Source organism: Bradyrhizobium barranii subsp. barranii, from assembly GCF_017565645.3.
Lineage (GTDB): Bacteria > Pseudomonadota > Alphaproteobacteria > Rhizobiales > Xanthobacteraceae > Bradyrhizobium > Bradyrhizobium barranii.
Window position 1 is genome coordinate 8,018,032 of the sequence record NZ_CP086136.1, and the last position, 14,836, is coordinate 8,032,867.

Consider the following 14,836-nt stretch of genomic DNA (forward strand, 5'->3'; position numbering starts at 1 on the left):
GGCATGACGACCTCTCGTAAATCTGCGCGCCGTACCTTTGGCGTCCCTACTCCCCATCCCGCAGACGCCGGTACAGCGCGCCCAGAATATTGGAATAGTCGTCGGTCCAGACCCGCACCCGGTCGTCGGCTTCGGTCAGCTCCCATGACTTGGAGGAGGCGAGCCGGCCGACGTCGGCCTCCTCGCGCGCGGAGATGACGACGTCGGTCGAGAAGATGTAGTCCCCGTCGCGTCCGGAATCCTCGTTGAAGACCCAGCTCTTCAGATCGTTGGCATCGGCGATTCCGACCACGACGGTCTCGAGATCGAGGTGCCGGTTGGAGACGTGCATCACCACGGCGCCGTGCGGCGCCAGCTTGTCCTTGTAGATATTCATCGCCTCTTCGGTGGCGAGATGAATCGGAATCGCATCCGACGAATAGGCGTCGACGATGATCAGGTCATAAGCGCCGTCGGGCTCTTTCGCGAAGGTGAGGCGAGCATCGCCGATCACCGGCTTCAGGCCCGGCATGCAGCTCGATATGTAGCGAAAGTTCTTCGGATCGCTCGCCGCGTCGACCATGGACTGGTCGATCTCGAAGAAGGTCCAGCTTTCGCCGGGCTCGGCGGCGCAGGCGAGCGTGCCCGATCCGACGCCGATTGCAGCGACCTTCAACGGCTCGCCCTTGCGCTCGCGGATCGCGGTGATGGCCTGCCCGATCCCGCCGTCCTTGTGATAATAGGTGATCGGCTCGGGCCGGCCTACGACCGGCGTGCCGTCATTATTGCGGAAGCGCTCGGCGCCGTGGATCGTGGTGCCGTGCATCAGCACGTGGAAATAGCCGCCGGGCGTCACCACGATCTTGTGCACGCCGAAGAAGCTGCGCACCGTCGTGACGCGGCCTTCGTCCGCCGGATAAACGCGGATCAACGCCAGCGCGAGCGCGGCGGTGGCGAATATCTTCCAGCGGCTGGCGTTGAGCGCGACCGCCAGAAGTGCTGCGAGCACACCGACGGCCCCCGCGACCCAGACGCGATGATCCTCGAACCAGGTCGAGAGATCGCCGGTCATGTAAGACGGCGCGACCAGCGTCACCGCGAGCACGGCGAGTGCCAGCCAGTACCATCTGACGATGCCCGCCAGCCGCTCGTTCGCCGGCGGCCGGCACAGCGCGGCGAGCGCGACCAGGATCGGGTATTCGGCGATCCAGGAGAAGGTGAATGGAGCAACGAGGCCGGCAAAGAGGCCGCCGACCATGCCGCCGAACGACAGCGCGACATAGAAGCCCGTGAGATATTTGGCGGCCGGCCGTGTCCGCGCCAGCTCGCCATGGCAGGCCATAGCGATAACGAAGAAGCACAATTGGTGGCCGCCGAGGGTCAACAGCAGATTCTGTTCGCCACCGAACGCCAGCAGGACGATGACGCCCGCGATCGCGACCGGCTGGAGCATCAGCATCCATTTGTGCGGCAGCAGCGGCCGCGACTGAAACACCACCACCCAGGTGAGCAGATACAGCGACAGCGGCAGCACCCAGAGCAACGGCGCCGCCGCGACGTCGGTCGAGATGTGCGCCGTGACGGCGATCAGCAGGCCGGACGGCACCGCGGCGAGGAAGATCCAGCGCAGCCGCGTCACGAAGCCTGGCGCCGGCGCATTGATGTCCTCGGTTTTTGCGTCGACCACGGCCAGCTTCGGCGAACGCAGCAGCAGCAGCACGCCGCAGGCGGCGATCAGGAGGATCAGGAGGCCATAGCCAAGGGTCCAGAACCGGTTCTGCGTGTGCAGCGTGAAAATCGGCTCCAGCAGGAACGGATAGGACAACAGCGCGAGGAAGCTGCCGATGTTGGAGGATGCATAGAGGAAATAGGGATCGTGTCCGGCAGGATGGCCGGTGCGGACGAACCAGGCCTGCAGCAGCGGATTGTTGGCAGCGAGCGCGAAGAACGGCAGGCCGATCGAGACCACGAACAGGCCGAGCAGCCAGAACGCATAGCCCGACGCCGGTGGCTCGCCATAGGCGGTGGCGATGCCGAGCGGCAGCGTGGCGAAGGCCAGCGCCAGCAACACGAGATGCACCACCACGGGAACGATCCGGCTCCTGATCTGCATCAAGAGATGCGCATAGGCATAGCCCGCCAGCAGCAGCGACTGGAAGAACACCATCGCCACCGACCACACTGCCGGCGAGCCGCCGAGCCGCGGCAGCACCATCTTGGCGAACAGCGGCTGCACCGAGAACAGCAGCAGCGCGCTGACGAAGATCGCGGCGGTGTAGACCGTCAGCAGCAGCCGGTTGCGCGACGAGGACGGCTGCTCCGTGGCGGCGGGTTGCACGATCGAATCCATGGAAGCTCCGGCTTAAACCCCGGCGGGCGCCGGACGCGCGCAATGGAGCACAAGGCGCCTGAACGGGCAATAAAGGGTCTCGTGATGTTGCAGCGACGATTGCTTGATATACAGATGTCATTCCGGGTCTGGTCCTTCGGACCATCCCGGAAAGACCGCGGAACATTTTGAATCCTTCATGAGCGAAACCGACGTCATCATCATCGGCGCTGGCCATAACGGCCTCACCTGCGCGGCCTATCTCGCGATGGCCGGCCTGCGCGTGCGCGTCGTCGAGCGCCGCAAGGTCGTCGGCGGGGCCGCGGTCACGGAGGAGTTTCACCCCGGATTCCGCAACTCGGTCGCGGCCTACACGGTGAGCCTGCTCAATCCGCAGGTGATCCGCGACTTGGGCCTCACTGAACAGGGCCTGCGGATCGTCGAGCGGCGCGCCCAGAATTTCCTGCCCGCGCCCGACGGCAGCTATCTGCTCACCGGCGAGGGGCGGACGAAGGAGTCCGTCGCGCGGCTGAGCACGCACGACGCAAGCGCGCTGGACGGGTTCTCGCGCGAGCTGGAAGACATCGCCGACGTGCTGCGGCAGTTCGTGCTGCGTGCGCCGCCGAACCTGCTCGACGGTTTTGGCACGAACGCGATCCGCGAAGCCGTGAACGCGTTCCAGAGCGCCAACATCCTGCGTGGGTTGACGCTGGAGCAAAGCCGCAGCCTGCTCGATCTCTTCACCCGCTCGGCCGGCGAGATGCTGGACGAGCGGTTCGAGCACGATCTGGTCAAGGCGCTGTTCGGCTTCGATGCCATCGTCGGCAATTATGCCAGTCCGTACGCGGCGGGCTCGGCCTATGTGATGCTGCACCACGCCTTCGGCGAGGTGAACGGCAAGAAGGGCGTCTGGGGCCACGCCATCGGCGGCATGGGCGCGATCACGCAGGCGATGGCGCGCGCCGCGCAGGGCCGCGGCGTCACGATCGACACGGATGCGGGTGTGCGCGAGATCATCGTCGAGCGCGACCGCGCCGTCGGCGTGGTGCTGGAGAACGGCACGTCCATCCGCGCAAAATATGTCGCGGCCAACGTCAATCCAAAGCTGCTCTATACGCGGCTGATCGCGGCCGACGCCCTGCCCCCGGACTTCCTCGCGCGCATCCGGCACTGGAAGAACGGCTCCGGCACCTTCCGCATGAATGTGGCGCTGGACCGCCTGCCCTCCTTCACCGCGCTCCCGGGCGACGGCGATCACCTCACCTCCGGCATCATCCTGGCGCCAAGCCTCGGCTACATGGACCGCGCGTATCTCGACGCGCGCGCGCTAGGCTGGAGCCGGGAGCCTGTCGTCGAAATGCTGATCCCCTCCACGCTCGACGACACGCTCGCACCGACGGGCAAACACGTCGCGAGCCTGTTCTGCCAACACGTCGCGCCCGAACTGCCCGACGGAAAGTCCTGGGACGACCATCGCGAGGAGGTCGCCGATCTCATGATCGCGACGGTGGACAAATACGCACCCGGCTTTGCGGCAAGCGTGCTCGGCCGCCAGATCCTCTCCCCGCTCGACCTCGAACGGCAATTCGGCCTGCTGGGAGGCGACATCTTCCACGGCGCGCTGACGCTGAACCAGCTGTTCTCGGCGCGGCCGATGCTGGGCCATGCCGACTATCGCGGTCCCCTGAAGGGCCTCTATCATTGCGGCTCCGGCGCCCATCCCGGCGGCGGCGTCACCGGCGCCCCCGGCCACAACGCCGCGCAAGCGATCTTGAGGGATCACCGCTCGCTGTTCGGAAGCCGTGGATAGGTCTGTGGAAAGAGCTGTGGACAGGCTGTTGGCAAGGCTGTTGGCAACGCTGTGAGAAAACAGTGGACAGCCTGCGCGCGGCAGGCCCGGCGCGCCCCGTACAAGGCGGTGGAAAAGCTGGGGACGAGTGGCGGGATAAAGCCGTGGAAAACTTTCGGGAAACGAGTGGAGGGCCTGTGGGCATTCCGGTGCCCTCAAAACGACCTCGCCCGCCGGGGGCAAATCCCCGTGCGGGCGATCGTCAGGTAACAGCCTCTAAAGAAAAACAGCCCCCGCCAGGAAATGGGAGGCGGAAATTACTTCAAGGAACTGCTAATCGAACCGAACTTATCGTTCAAGCTGGTGCCCAGGCTGTTCACCACGGTGATGATCGCCAGCGCGATGCCCGCTGCGATCAGGCCGTATTCGATCGCGGTTGCACCGGATTCGTCCGACCAGAACTTCAAAACCATGCTCTTCAAGACTCGCCTCCGTTTCAATTCCAAGATGCGTTGGCTGTATCCAACACCCGGAAATGTACGGGGTACAACCTGCAGTCAGGTTAAATCGGAACCTGCAAGTTATGCGGAAAATTGGGAACAAAAGTCCCAAAAATTGAACTGACGGAACCCTAGAATGCAGCTTTCTCCCACTCATCGCGCCTGCTTTTCGATCGGCACCGAGGCCGCGGCCAAGCGCGTCGTCGACGTGCTCACGGAGGTCTTTTTCGACGGCGATGCGGCGGTCGCCGCCTTCGAACGGCCGGACGGACAGTGGGACGTCACGCTCCATTTCGCCGAGGCGCCCGATCAGGCATGGCTGCGGGAACTCATTGTAACTTCGGCAGGAAACGAGATCGCGGACACGCTCATCTTCGACATTGTCGAGGCCAAGGACTGGGTCAAGGCGAGCCTCGAGGATCTCGTCCCGGTACCGGCCGGCCGCTTCGTCGTGCACGGCAGCCACGATCGCGACCGCGTCGCGCCGAACAAGCTTGCCATCGAGATCGAGGCGGCGCTCGCCTTCGGCACCGGCCACCACGGCACCACCCGCGGCTGTTTACTGTTGCTTGACCACGTCCTGAAGAGTTCTCGGCCGAGGAACCTGCTCGACCTCGGCACCGGCACCGGCGTGCTTGGCATCGCCGCAGCGAAAGCGCTGCATCGCGCAGTGCTCGCCTCCGACATCGACCCGCCGTCGGTGCGGGTGGCGGCCGAGAACGCGACACTGAACCACGTCGGCAACCAGGTGCGGGTGATCCGCGCCACCGGATTTGCCGCACCGGACTTTGCCAGATGCGGCCCGTTCGACCTGGTCCTGGCCAACATCCTTGCCAACCCGTTAAGGCAATTGGCCGGCCCGATGGCGCGGCATCTCGCGCCTGGCGCGCGCGTCATCCTCTCGGGCCTCTTGACCCACCAGGCCCCCGCCGTGATCGCCGCCTACCGCGCACGCGGCCTCGTGCCGGTGCGGCACCTGCGGATCGAGGGGTGGAGCAGCTTGTTGCTGCGGAAGATGGGGTGAGGCAGCGTAGGCGCCGTAGGGTGGGCAAAGCGGCTTGTCCGCCAAAGCTCGAAGAGCGACGGCGGAACGCCACTACTCCGCCGGCTTCTCGTCCCGGCGCGTCGCGCGCTTGCCCTGCAAGGCGCGCCTGGCGCGGCGCTCGGCGAAACGGTCGATCATCTGGCTGATGAGGCCGCGCGGCTTCTTCGGTGTCGTTGCGGCCGGGGCGCGGTGGGCCGGCGGCGAAATCTTCTCAAACATGAACGCTGGCATCGTGTGTCCCCTCGCCGTTGAGATGAACCACCCGCTCGAATTTCCCTGTTATCCGGACGAAGCGCAACTGCTGCATCCTGTACTCCACTCAATTCGAATGGACCATTTTCAAGCACGGTCCGTGCCAGATGCGACCCCAAATGCGTCTACATTGCGGACTGATCGTCATGATCCTAAACTGAGCCATGTTCGAAGCACACTTCCAGACATTCGAGGAGCCCGAGGCCGGCGTCGCATTGACGGCGCGCCTTGCCGCGCTCCGTGAAGAACTCGCCCGCCGCAAGCTGACCGGCTTCGTCGTTCCGCGCGCCGATCAGCAGCAGAACGAGTATGTGCCCCCCTCGGAAGAGCGGCTGGCCTGGCTGACCGGCTTTACCGGTTCCGCAGGATTGGCGGTGGTGCTGACGCATGAGGCCGCGGTCTTCGTCGACGGCCGCTACACGATCCAGGCGGCCAAGCAGGTCGACGCCAAGGCCTGGGCGGTGGAATCGCTGATCGATCCGCCGCCGGAGAGCTGGGTATCGACGCACCTGAAGGCCGGCGACCGCCTCGGATTTGATCCGTGGCTGCACACTTCTTCGGCAGCCGAACGCCTCGCCGCCGCCTGCACCAAGGCCGGCGCCGAGCTGGTCGCGGTCGACAGCAACCCGGTCGACGCGATCTGGCAGGACCGGCCGCAGCCGCCGCTGGCCCCGGTCGCCGTGCACAGCCTGCAAAATGCGGGGGTCGCCGAGGCCGAGAAGATCACGCAAATCAAAAGCGAGATCGCCAAGCTCGGCGTCGACGCGCTGGTGCTCTCCGACAGCCACGCCGTGGCCTGGACCTTCAACATCCGTGGCGCCGACGTCGCCCATACGCCGTTGCCGCTGTCCTACGCGCTGGTGCCGAAAGACGGCCGGCCGACCGTGTTCATCGACCACCGAAAACTCTCCAATTTGACCCGCGACCATCTGGAGCAGTCCACCGACGTGCGCGAGCCCGATGCGATGGTGCCGACGCTGATGGCGCTGGCCAAGAGCGGCGCCGCGATCGCACTCGACAATGCCACCGCGGCCGACGCGCTCAGCCGGCTGATCGCAAGCGCCGGCGGCAAGCCGGTGCGCGGCAGCGATCCGATTGCGCTGCTCAAGGCCGTCAAGAACGCGACCGAGATCAAGGGCACACGGACGGCGCACCGCCGCGATGCCGTGGCGCTGGCGCGCTTCCTCGCCTTCGTCGATCGCGAGGCATCAAGCGGCAAGCTGACCGAGATCGACGCGGTCGAGGCGCTCGAGACGTTCCGCCGCGACACCGGCGCGCTGAAGGACGTCTCGTTCCCGACCATATCAGGCACCGGTCCGAACGGCGCCATCGTGCACTACCGTGTCACCCGCAAGAGCAACCGGCGCATCGCGCCGGGCGACCTGCTGCTGATCGATTCCGGTGCGCAATATGAAGACGGCACCACCGACGTCACCCGCACGATGGCCGTGGGCGAGCCGACCGGCGAGATGCGCGACCGCTTCACCCGCGTGCTGCGCGGCCACATCGCGATCGCGCGCGCGGTGTTTCCCGACGGCACCACCGGCGCACAGCTTGACACGCTGGCGCGGCAATATCTCTGGGCCGCCGGCGTCGATTTCGAGCACGGCACCGGCCACGGCGTCGGCAGCTATCTCAGTGTGCACGAAGGACCGGCGCGGATCTCGAAGCTCGGCACGACGCCGCTGAAACGCGGCATGATCCTCTCCAACGAGCCCGGCTATTACAAGACCGACGGCTTCGGCATCCGCATCGAGAACCTCGAGCTGGTGGTCGCCGCCGACATCGAGGGCGCGGAAAAACCGATGAACGCGTTCGAGACGCTGACCCTAGCGCCGATCGACCGCCGCCTGGTCGATGTCGCGATGCTCGGCAAGGACGAGCTCGACTGGCTCAATGCCTACCACGCGCGCGTCCGCGCCGAGGTGCGGCCGGCACTGGACGAGGCGACGAAGGCCTGGCTCGATCAGGCGACGGCGGAGCTGAAGGCATAAGCTCGCGCCGGAGATGCATGGCGCTACGCGATTTGCGCAACGCTCTCACCTCACACTCGCTGTCATGCCCCGCGAAGGCGGGGCATCCAGTACGCCGCAGCCTCTCGATTCAATCACTACGGCCTCTGGAATACTGGATTCCCCACCTTCGCGGGGAATGACACCGAAGATGTGGCACGACCGCACAACATCTCGGCACACGCGCCCCGTAGGATAACGGTCTCCACACGCTGTTATCGTAACCGTCCCGAAATCCGAATAGCCGCATTCCGAAACGCCGATATCCGTCTTGCGCGAGCACGCTACAGTCGATTCGACTTCGAAAGACGGACGACTATGCACGGCATGATCAGCAGGCCGCCGGACGCGGCGACGAAAAACATCGCGACCTCGCGCGTGGTGTTGCTGCTGCTGGTCGTCATGACCGGGATCGCACCGATCTCGCTCTACATCCTGGTTCCGGCGCTGCCCGTGCTGGCGACGACGTTCGGCCGCGACATCTCGATCGCGCAGATGACGGTGTCCCTGTACATGGTCGGCATCGCACTGTCGCAGCTCATCATGGGACCGCTGTCGGACAGGCTCGGCCGGCGTCCGGTGCTGCTTGGCGGCCTCGCGCTGATGGTCGCGGCGAGCATCGCCTGCATCTTCGCCGAAACCCTGCCGCAACTGATCGCAGCGCGCTTCTTCCAGGCGCTCGGCGGTGCCTCCGGCATGGTGGTGAGCCGCGCCATCATCCGCGATATCTACGAGCGCGACCGCGTCGCCTCCATGATCAGCCTCGTAGTCGCAGCGCTCATGATCGGCCAGATGGTCTCACCGCTCACCGGAGGCCTGATCGAGACCGCATTCGGCTGGCGGGCGATCTTCTACGCCGTCACGATCGGCGCGATCGCGGTCGCAATCGGCATCGCGATCGCGTTGCCCGAGACCCGCCGCGATCGCGCGGTCGGCAGCGGCGGCTTTCGCAGCGACGTCGGCACCCTGATCAAGAGCCGCGCCTTCATCGGCTATGTGATGTGCCAGGTGCTGGCGTCCCAGATCATCTTCACCTTCGCCGGCGGCGGTCCCTACATCGTCGTGACGCAGATGGGCCGGACCAGCGCCGAATATGGCGCCTGGTTCGCCACGACCGGCTTTGCATATCTCGTCGGCAATCTGCTCTGCGTGCGCTTCGCGCCGCGACACTCGCTGGAAAGACTGATCTGGTTCGGGCTCGGCCTGCAACTCTGCGGCAGCCTGTTGAACCTGCTCTGGAGCTTCACCGGCTGGAACGAGGCTCCGAGCTGGCTATTCGGCACGCAGATGATCGTGATGGTCGGCAATGCCTTCGTGATGGCGAACTCCGCGGCCGGCGCCATCAGCATCCGCCCTGAAGCCGCAGGCACCGCATCAGGCGCAATGGGCTTCCTGCAACAGGGCATCGGCGCGCTGATGTCGCAATTCGGCGCCTATCTCGGCGGCCACTCCGCCACCACGCTGCCGCTGACCTCCGCGGTGCTGGCGATCTCGCTGCTCTGCGCCTGCATGATGATCTTCGTCGTTCCTCGTCGCGAGGTGGTGGTGAGCGAGGAGTTGATCGAGCAGGCGGAGGAGGAAGAGAGCGGGATGATGTGAGGGGAGCGATTGGCCTCGCGCCAATCTCGGTGTCATTCCCCGCGACCCGGCTACGCCAAGGCATCGCCGGGGCTGAGGTCCAGGGCCGCCGAAGCCTTAGCGTAGGCGGCAAGCGGGGAATCCAGTACGCCGCGGCCCATCGGTTCTATCACAGCCGTCTCGGAGTACTGGATCGCCCGGTCAAGCCGGGCGACGACAGCGGAGTGAGTGGCGCGAGCGCGCCCCTCTCACTCCCCGATCAGCGTCAGCCACTCGTCTTCAGTCAACACCTTGACGCCGTGCTTGTTGGCTTCCGCGAGCTTGGAGCCCGCGCCCGGGCCGGCGACGACGAGGTCGGTCTTCTTCGACACCGAGCCCGACACCTTCGCCCCGAGACGCTCCGCGGTCGCCTTGGCCTCGTCGCGCGTCATCTTCTCCAGCGATCCCGTGAACACCACCGTCTTGCCGGCGACGGCGGAGTTGCTCTTCGGCTTCTCGGCGTCGATGATCTCGACTTCCTTGGTCAGCCGCTCGACGATGCCGCGATTGTGGCTCTCGCCGAAATAGTCGGCGATGCTCTTGATCACGGTGTCGCCAATCTGATCCAGCGCGTCCATCTCGGCCATCGCCTCCTCGTCGCCCTTGGCGACCTTGAGACAGGCGTCGTGGAAGGCGTCCCACGAGCCATAGCCGCGTGCGAGCGCCAGCGCCGTGGTCTCGCCGACATGACGCATCCCGAGCGCATAGACGAAGCGCTCCAGCGCGATTCTGCGCCGGCTTTCGATGGCGCCGAACAGGTTGCGCACCGACGTTGCGCCGTAGCCCTCGATCTCCTCGAGCTTCAGCTTCGCATTGCGCTTCTCCAGCGTGAAGATGTCGGCGGGCTCCTTCACCCATCCCTCGTCGAAGAAATACTGGAGCTGCTTCTCGCCAAGACCGTCGATGTCGAAGGCGCGCCGCGACACGAACAGCTTGAGGTGCTCGATCTTCTGATAGGGACAGGCGAATTCGCCCGTGCAGCGGGCGCGCGAGCCCTCTTCGCCGGCCGCCGTCTCCTCGCGCGTGACGTCGGTGTGCAGCGGGCACGGGCACTTCGTCGGGAAGTGGAATTCCTTTGCGCTCTTCGGCCGCTTGTCGAGGACGACGTCGACCACCTGCGGGATGACGTCGCCAGCACGCTGGATCACGACGGTGTCGCCGATCCTGATATCGCGCCCCTCGCGCAGCACCTCGCCCTTGTTGCCGATGCCCTTGATGTAGTCCTCGTTGTGCAGGGTGACGTTCTGCACGATCACGCCGCCGACGCCGACCGGTTCGAGCTTGCCGACCGGCGTGAACGAGCCGGTGCGGCCGACCTGGATCTCGATGTCGCGCAGCACCGTCACGGCGCGCTCGGCCGGGAATTTGTGCGCGATGCCCCAGCGCGGCGTGCGTGAGACGAAGCCGAGCCGTTCCTGCCAGTCGATGCGGTCGACCTTGTAGACGACGCCGTCGATGTCGTAATCGAGCTTTGCGCGCTGCTCCTCGATCGACTGATGGAACGCGAGCAACTCCTCGACGGAATGACAGAGCCTGGTCAACGGATTGGTCTTGAAGCCGCAGCGCTCGAACCAGCCGATCATGCCGCTCTGCGTACCCTCCGGCATCGCGCTCATCTCGCCCCAGGCATAGGCGAAGAAGCCCAGGGGGCGCGAGGCGGTGATGGTCGGGTCCTTCTGCCGGAGCGAGCCTGCGGCCGAATTGCGCGGATTGGCGAACGGCGCCTCGCCGGCCTCGACCTGCTTCTTGTTGAGTGTCAGGAAGGCCCTCTTGGTCATGTAGACCTCGCCGCGCACCTCGCAGATGTCAGGGACGTTGCGGCCTTTCAGCTTCTGCGGCACGTCTTCGAGGGTGCGGATGTTGGCGGTGACGTCCTCGCCTTCGGCGCCATCACCGCGGGTCGCCGCGGTGACGAGCTCGCCGCCCTCGTAGCGCAGCGACATCGAGAGGCCGTCGATCTTCGGCTCGGCCGAGAAATCGACCTTGTCGTCGTCGAGCTTCAGGAAGCGCACGATGCGGCCGACGAAGTCGCGGACGTCCTCTTCGGCAAACGCGTTGTCGAGCGACAGCATCGGAACGGAATGCCGGACTTTCCTGAAGCGACCCGACGGTGCCGCGCCGACTTTCTGGGACGGCGACTCCGCGCTGACGAAATCCGGAAAGCGCTTTTCGATCGCGTTGAAGCGCTGGCGCAACGCGTCGTACTCGGCGTCGGTCACGGTGGGCGCGTCGTCTTGATAATAGCGCCTGTCGTGCTCTTCGAGTTCGAGTGCGAGCCGCATGTGCTCGACCTTGGCCTGCGCCTTGGTGAGGTCGGCGACGTCGCGAAGCGGCCTTGCTTTGGATTTTGCTGCTCTTGCCATGGTGCTTGGATACGACGGAGCGGGCGGGAGGGTAAAGGCGGTTGGTCTCGTGCCCCGGACGCTGCGCAGCGCGGAGCCGTGCGCTGCAGAGCCGGGGCCTGTGTGGCGGCATTCCGTGTCCCGGCTCGCGCTACGCGCATCCGGGACACAAAGTCTAACTCGCCGCCTTGAGCAGCCGATCGGCGGCCGCCCTCGCCTCGGCCGTGATCTCGGCGCCGGCGAGCATGCGGGCGATCTCCTCGCGGCGGTGGTCGGCGGCCAGCGCATTGACGCGGGTGGCGACGCGCTTGCCCTTGTCGAGGGCGTCCTTGGAGATCAGCAGATGCTGGCCGGCACGGGCGGCGACCTGTGGGGCGTGGGTCACGGCCATCACCTGCACCTTGCCGGCAAGCCGCGCGAGCCGCCCACCGATGGCGTCCGCGACCGCACCGCCGACCCCGGTGTCGATTTCGTCGAACACCAGCGTCGGCGCCGAGCCGCGGTCGGACAGCACGACCTTGAGCGCCAGCAGGAAGCGCGAGAGCTCGCCGCCGGAAGCGACCTTCATCATCGGACCCGGCTTGGTGCCGGGATTGGTCTGCACCCAGAACTCGACGCGGTCGAAACCTTGCGGGCCCGGCGCGGCCTCATCGGTCTCGACTTGCGTCATGAACTTGGCGCGTTCGAGCTTGAGCGGCGCGAGCTCGGCGTTGACCGCCTTGTTGAGCTTGTCCGCCGACTTCTGCCGCGCCATCGACAGTTTCTTGGCGGCAGCGGCATAGCGCGCGTCAGCCTCGATCGCTGCCTGCTCCAGCTTCTTCAACCGCGAAGCACCGGCATCGATCAGGACGACGTCGGCAGCATATTTGGCGGCAAGCGCGGCGAGGCCATCGACCGGCGTCGAATATTTGCGCGAGGCGGCGCGTAGCGCGAACAGCCGCTCCTCGATGCGCTCGAGCTCACCCGGATCGAAGTCGGTCGCGGCGAGCGCGGCCAGGAGATGCTGGTCGGCTTCCTCCAGCGCGTTGATCGCGGTGTCGATCGCCTTCACGGCAGGCTCGACCAGCGCCGGCGAATTGACACCGCGCCGCTCCAGCCGGCGCACCGCGGCCGACAGGGAGGCGACCGGCGAATGATTGCCGCCGACGGCTTCCTGCGCCTCCCGCAAATCGGAGGCGATCTTCTCGCCCTGCATCATGGTGGTGCGGCGACCGGCGAGCGAGGTCTCCTCGCCATCCTTGGGCGCGAGCTGCTTTAGCTCGTCGGAGGCGTGGCGCAGATAGTCCGCCTCGCGCGAGGCGCGCTCCATGGCGGCGCGGTGCTCTTCCAGCGCGGCGCTGGCCGTGCGGCGCGCGTCCCAGAGCGCTTCGACCGCGGTGACGTCCTTTTCGAGCCCGGCAAAGGCGTCGAGCAGGCGGCGGTGGGTGGCGGCATCGACCAGCGCGCGCTCGTCATGCTGGCCATGGATCTCGACCAGGGCGCCACCGACCGCCTTCAGCGTCTGCACGCTGATCGACTGGTCGTTGATGAAGGCGCGGGTGCGGCCGTCGGCGAGTTGCACCCGGCGGAGAATCATCTCGCCGGTATCATCCAGGCCGTTCTCGGCCAGAATCTTCATCGCAGGGTGATTTTTGGGGATATCGAAGACGGCGGTGACCTGCCCCTGCTCCGCGCCATGGCGCACGAGCCCGGCGTCGCCGCGGCCGCCGAGCGCCAGTGCAAAGGCATCGAGCAGGATGGATTTGCCCGCACCGGTCTCACCGGTCAAAACCGCAAGTCCGGTGGCGAATTCGATATCGAGCCGCTCGATCAGGACGATGTCACGGATCGACAGACGCGCCAGCATGGAATCAAATTTCCTAGCCGAGACTATAGGCCTATCTTCTTGAAGGCCCTGCTCATCCAGGAACCCTGATTCTCGCTCGGCTCGAGACCCCCGGATTTTACAAGATTATAGGCGTCCTTGTACCAGCGGCTGTCAGGAAAATTGTGGCCAAGCACCGCGGCTGCGGTCTGCGCCTCGGCGACGATGCCGATCGTCATATAGGCCTCGGTGAGCCGGAACAGAGCCTCCTCGACATGGCGGGTGGTCTGGTACTGCGTGACGACGGCCTTGTAGCGGTTGATCGCCGCCGTGTAGTCGCGCTTCTGCATGTAATAGCGGCCGACATTCATTTCCTTGCCGGCGAGCTGGTCGCGCGCACCCTCGATCTTGGCCTTGGCCGAGGTCGCATATTCCGAGTTCGGATATTTGCGGTTCACCTCTTCCAGCGCGGCGATCGCCTTCTCGGTGCGGGCCTGGTCGCGGCTGATGTCCGGGATCTGATCGTAATGGGAGGCGGCGATCAGGTATTGCGCATAGGCCGCGTCCGGGCTGCCGGGATGCAGCGTGACGTAGCGGGTCGCGGCGCCGATGCAGCCGTCATAGTCGCCGCCCTGGTAGGAGGCATAGGCCGACATCAACAGCGATTTGCGGGCCCAGTCGGAATAAGGATGCTGGCGGTCGACCTCTTCGAACTTCTTGTTCGCCCCCTTCATGTCCTTCTTCTCGTTCATGAGGTACAGGCCCTCATTATAGATCTTGTCGGCGGGCTCCTCGGTGAAGGTGTCGTCCTTGGCGGTGAACTTGTCCCAGAGCGCGCCGGTGCCGCAGCCGGCCAGCGGCAGCGCGAGCACCACGAAGGTGGCGGCTTGAAGCAGCCCGCGGACTCCAGGCGAGACCGAGAGATATCCGCGCGTCATACGCTGTGCCGACATGAATTTAAGCCCTGACGCCCTGTGATGCGGTGTCCGCCAGCCCATGAACCCCGTCATGGGCGCGAAATGTAGCCGTGGCGCCTGCCATGCGACCACGCCGTGTAACCGAAAAACGATCTCGAACCAACCGGATAGGCAGGCATTTCGCCCGGATTAAGGCGAACGCGCCGCAATCCTAGCCGATCATCGTTACCAGGAGTTTCCCTGGGAAAGC

Annotated in this window: 10 protein-coding genes; 4 read left to right on the top strand and 6 right to left on the bottom strand. The window is 65.6% G+C overall.

Annotated features, from left to right (window positions below):
* Positions 1-46: 46 nt before the first annotated feature.
* Entirely contained in the window at positions 47-2,329 is a 2,283-nt protein-coding gene (locus J4G43_RS39025; protein ID WP_208088179.1) for a spermidine synthase, read from the bottom strand.
* A gap of 178 nt (positions 2,330-2,507) precedes the next feature.
* Between J4G43_RS39025 and J4G43_RS39030 the strand changes: the two genes are divergently transcribed.
* Positions 2,508-4,118: a phytoene desaturase family protein gene (locus J4G43_RS39030; RefSeq protein WP_208088180.1), complete on the top strand. Its 1,611-nt coding sequence runs from the start codon at positions 2,508-2,510 to the stop codon at positions 4,116-4,118.
* Positions 4,119-4,414: 296 nt separating this feature from the next.
* On the opposite strand, the gene J4G43_RS39035 is transcribed toward J4G43_RS39030, so the two are convergent.
* Complete coding sequence (locus J4G43_RS39035; RefSeq protein ID WP_094183922.1) at positions 4,415-4,570, bottom strand: Flp family type IVb pilin; 156 nt, start codon at positions 4,568-4,570, stop codon at positions 4,415-4,417.
* Between the two features lie 163 nt (positions 4,571-4,733).
* On the opposite strand from J4G43_RS39035, the gene J4G43_RS39040 reads away from it, so the two are divergent.
* Positions 4,734-5,621: a 50S ribosomal protein L11 methyltransferase gene (locus J4G43_RS39040; protein ID WP_208088181.1), complete on the top strand. Its 888-nt coding sequence runs from the start codon at positions 4,734-4,736 to the stop codon at positions 5,619-5,621.
* A gap of 72 nt (positions 5,622-5,693) precedes the next feature.
* Here J4G43_RS39040 and J4G43_RS39045 read toward each other — a convergent pair whose 3' ends face one another.
* On the bottom strand, positions 5,694-5,873 hold the full coding sequence (locus J4G43_RS39045) for a hypothetical protein (RefSeq protein WP_028147633.1): 180 nt from the start codon (positions 5,871-5,873) through the stop codon (positions 5,694-5,696).
* 185 nt (positions 5,874-6,058) lie between these two features.
* Between J4G43_RS39045 and J4G43_RS39050 the strand changes: the two genes are divergently transcribed.
* Together J4G43_RS39050 and J4G43_RS39055 are read left to right on the top strand one after the other, a co-directional pair.
* Positions 6,059-7,888, top strand: a complete 1,830-nt coding sequence (locus J4G43_RS39050) for an aminopeptidase P family protein (RefSeq protein ID WP_208088182.1) — start codon at positions 6,059-6,061, stop codon at positions 7,886-7,888.
* A 336-nt stretch (positions 7,889-8,224) separates the two neighbouring features.
* Positions 8,225-9,505 carry a multidrug effflux MFS transporter gene (locus J4G43_RS39055; RefSeq protein WP_208088183.1) on the top strand — a complete coding sequence of 427 codons (1,281 nt, stop codon included), beginning with the start codon at positions 8,225-8,227 and terminating at the stop codon, positions 9,503-9,505.
* 227 nt (positions 9,506-9,732) lie between these two features.
* On the opposite strand, the gene ligA is transcribed toward J4G43_RS39055, so the two are convergent.
* The 3 genes from ligA to J4G43_RS39070 all read right to left on the bottom strand — a co-directional run bounded on the left by ligA (position 9,733) and on the right by J4G43_RS39070 (position 14,622).
* Positions 9,733-11,886: an NAD-dependent DNA ligase LigA gene (ligA, locus tag J4G43_RS39060; RefSeq protein WP_085399285.1), complete on the bottom strand. Its 2,154-nt coding sequence runs from the start codon at positions 11,884-11,886 to the stop codon at positions 9,733-9,735.
* Between the two features lie 154 nt (positions 11,887-12,040).
* Positions 12,041-13,711: a DNA repair protein RecN gene (gene recN, locus J4G43_RS39065; protein WP_208088184.1), complete on the bottom strand. Its 1,671-nt coding sequence runs from the start codon at positions 13,709-13,711 to the stop codon at positions 12,041-12,043.
* A 23-nt stretch (positions 13,712-13,734) separates the two neighbouring features.
* Entirely contained in the window at positions 13,735-14,622 is an 888-nt protein-coding gene (locus J4G43_RS39070; RefSeq protein ID WP_028147628.1) for an outer membrane protein assembly factor BamD, read from the bottom strand.
* Positions 14,623-14,836 lie beyond the last annotated feature (214 nt).

Bases quoted from the DNA above. Each gene is read 5' to 3' on its own strand.
- J4G43_RS39025 (WP_208088179.1), bottom strand. From the start codon at position 2,329: ATGGATTCGATCGTGCAACCCGCCGCCACGGAGCAGCCGTCCTCGTCG.
- J4G43_RS39030 (WP_208088180.1), top strand. From the start codon at position 2,508: ATGAGCGAAACCGACGTCATCATCATCGGCGCTGGCCATAACGGCCTC.
- J4G43_RS39035 (WP_094183922.1), bottom strand. From the start codon at position 4,570: ATGGTTTTGAAGTTCTGGTCGGACGAATCCGGTGCAACCGCGATCGAA.
- J4G43_RS39040 (WP_208088181.1), top strand. From the start codon at position 4,734: ATGCAGCTTTCTCCCACTCATCGCGCCTGCTTTTCGATCGGCACCGAG.
- J4G43_RS39045 (WP_028147633.1), bottom strand. From the start codon at position 5,873: ATGCCAGCGTTCATGTTTGAGAAGATTTCGCCGCCGGCCCACCGCGCC.
- J4G43_RS39050 (WP_208088182.1), top strand. From the start codon at position 6,059: ATGTTCGAAGCACACTTCCAGACATTCGAGGAGCCCGAGGCCGGCGTC.
- J4G43_RS39055 (WP_208088183.1), top strand. From the start codon at position 8,225: ATGCACGGCATGATCAGCAGGCCGCCGGACGCGGCGACGAAAAACATC.
- ligA (WP_085399285.1), bottom strand. From the start codon at position 11,886: ATGGCAAGAGCAGCAAAATCCAAAGCAAGGCCGCTTCGCGACGTCGCC.
- recN (WP_208088184.1), bottom strand. From the start codon at position 13,711: ATGCTGGCGCGTCTGTCGATCCGTGACATCGTCCTGATCGAGCGGCTC.
- J4G43_RS39070 (WP_028147628.1), bottom strand. From the start codon at position 14,622: ATGTCGGCACAGCGTATGACGCGCGGATATCTCTCGGTCTCGCCTGGA.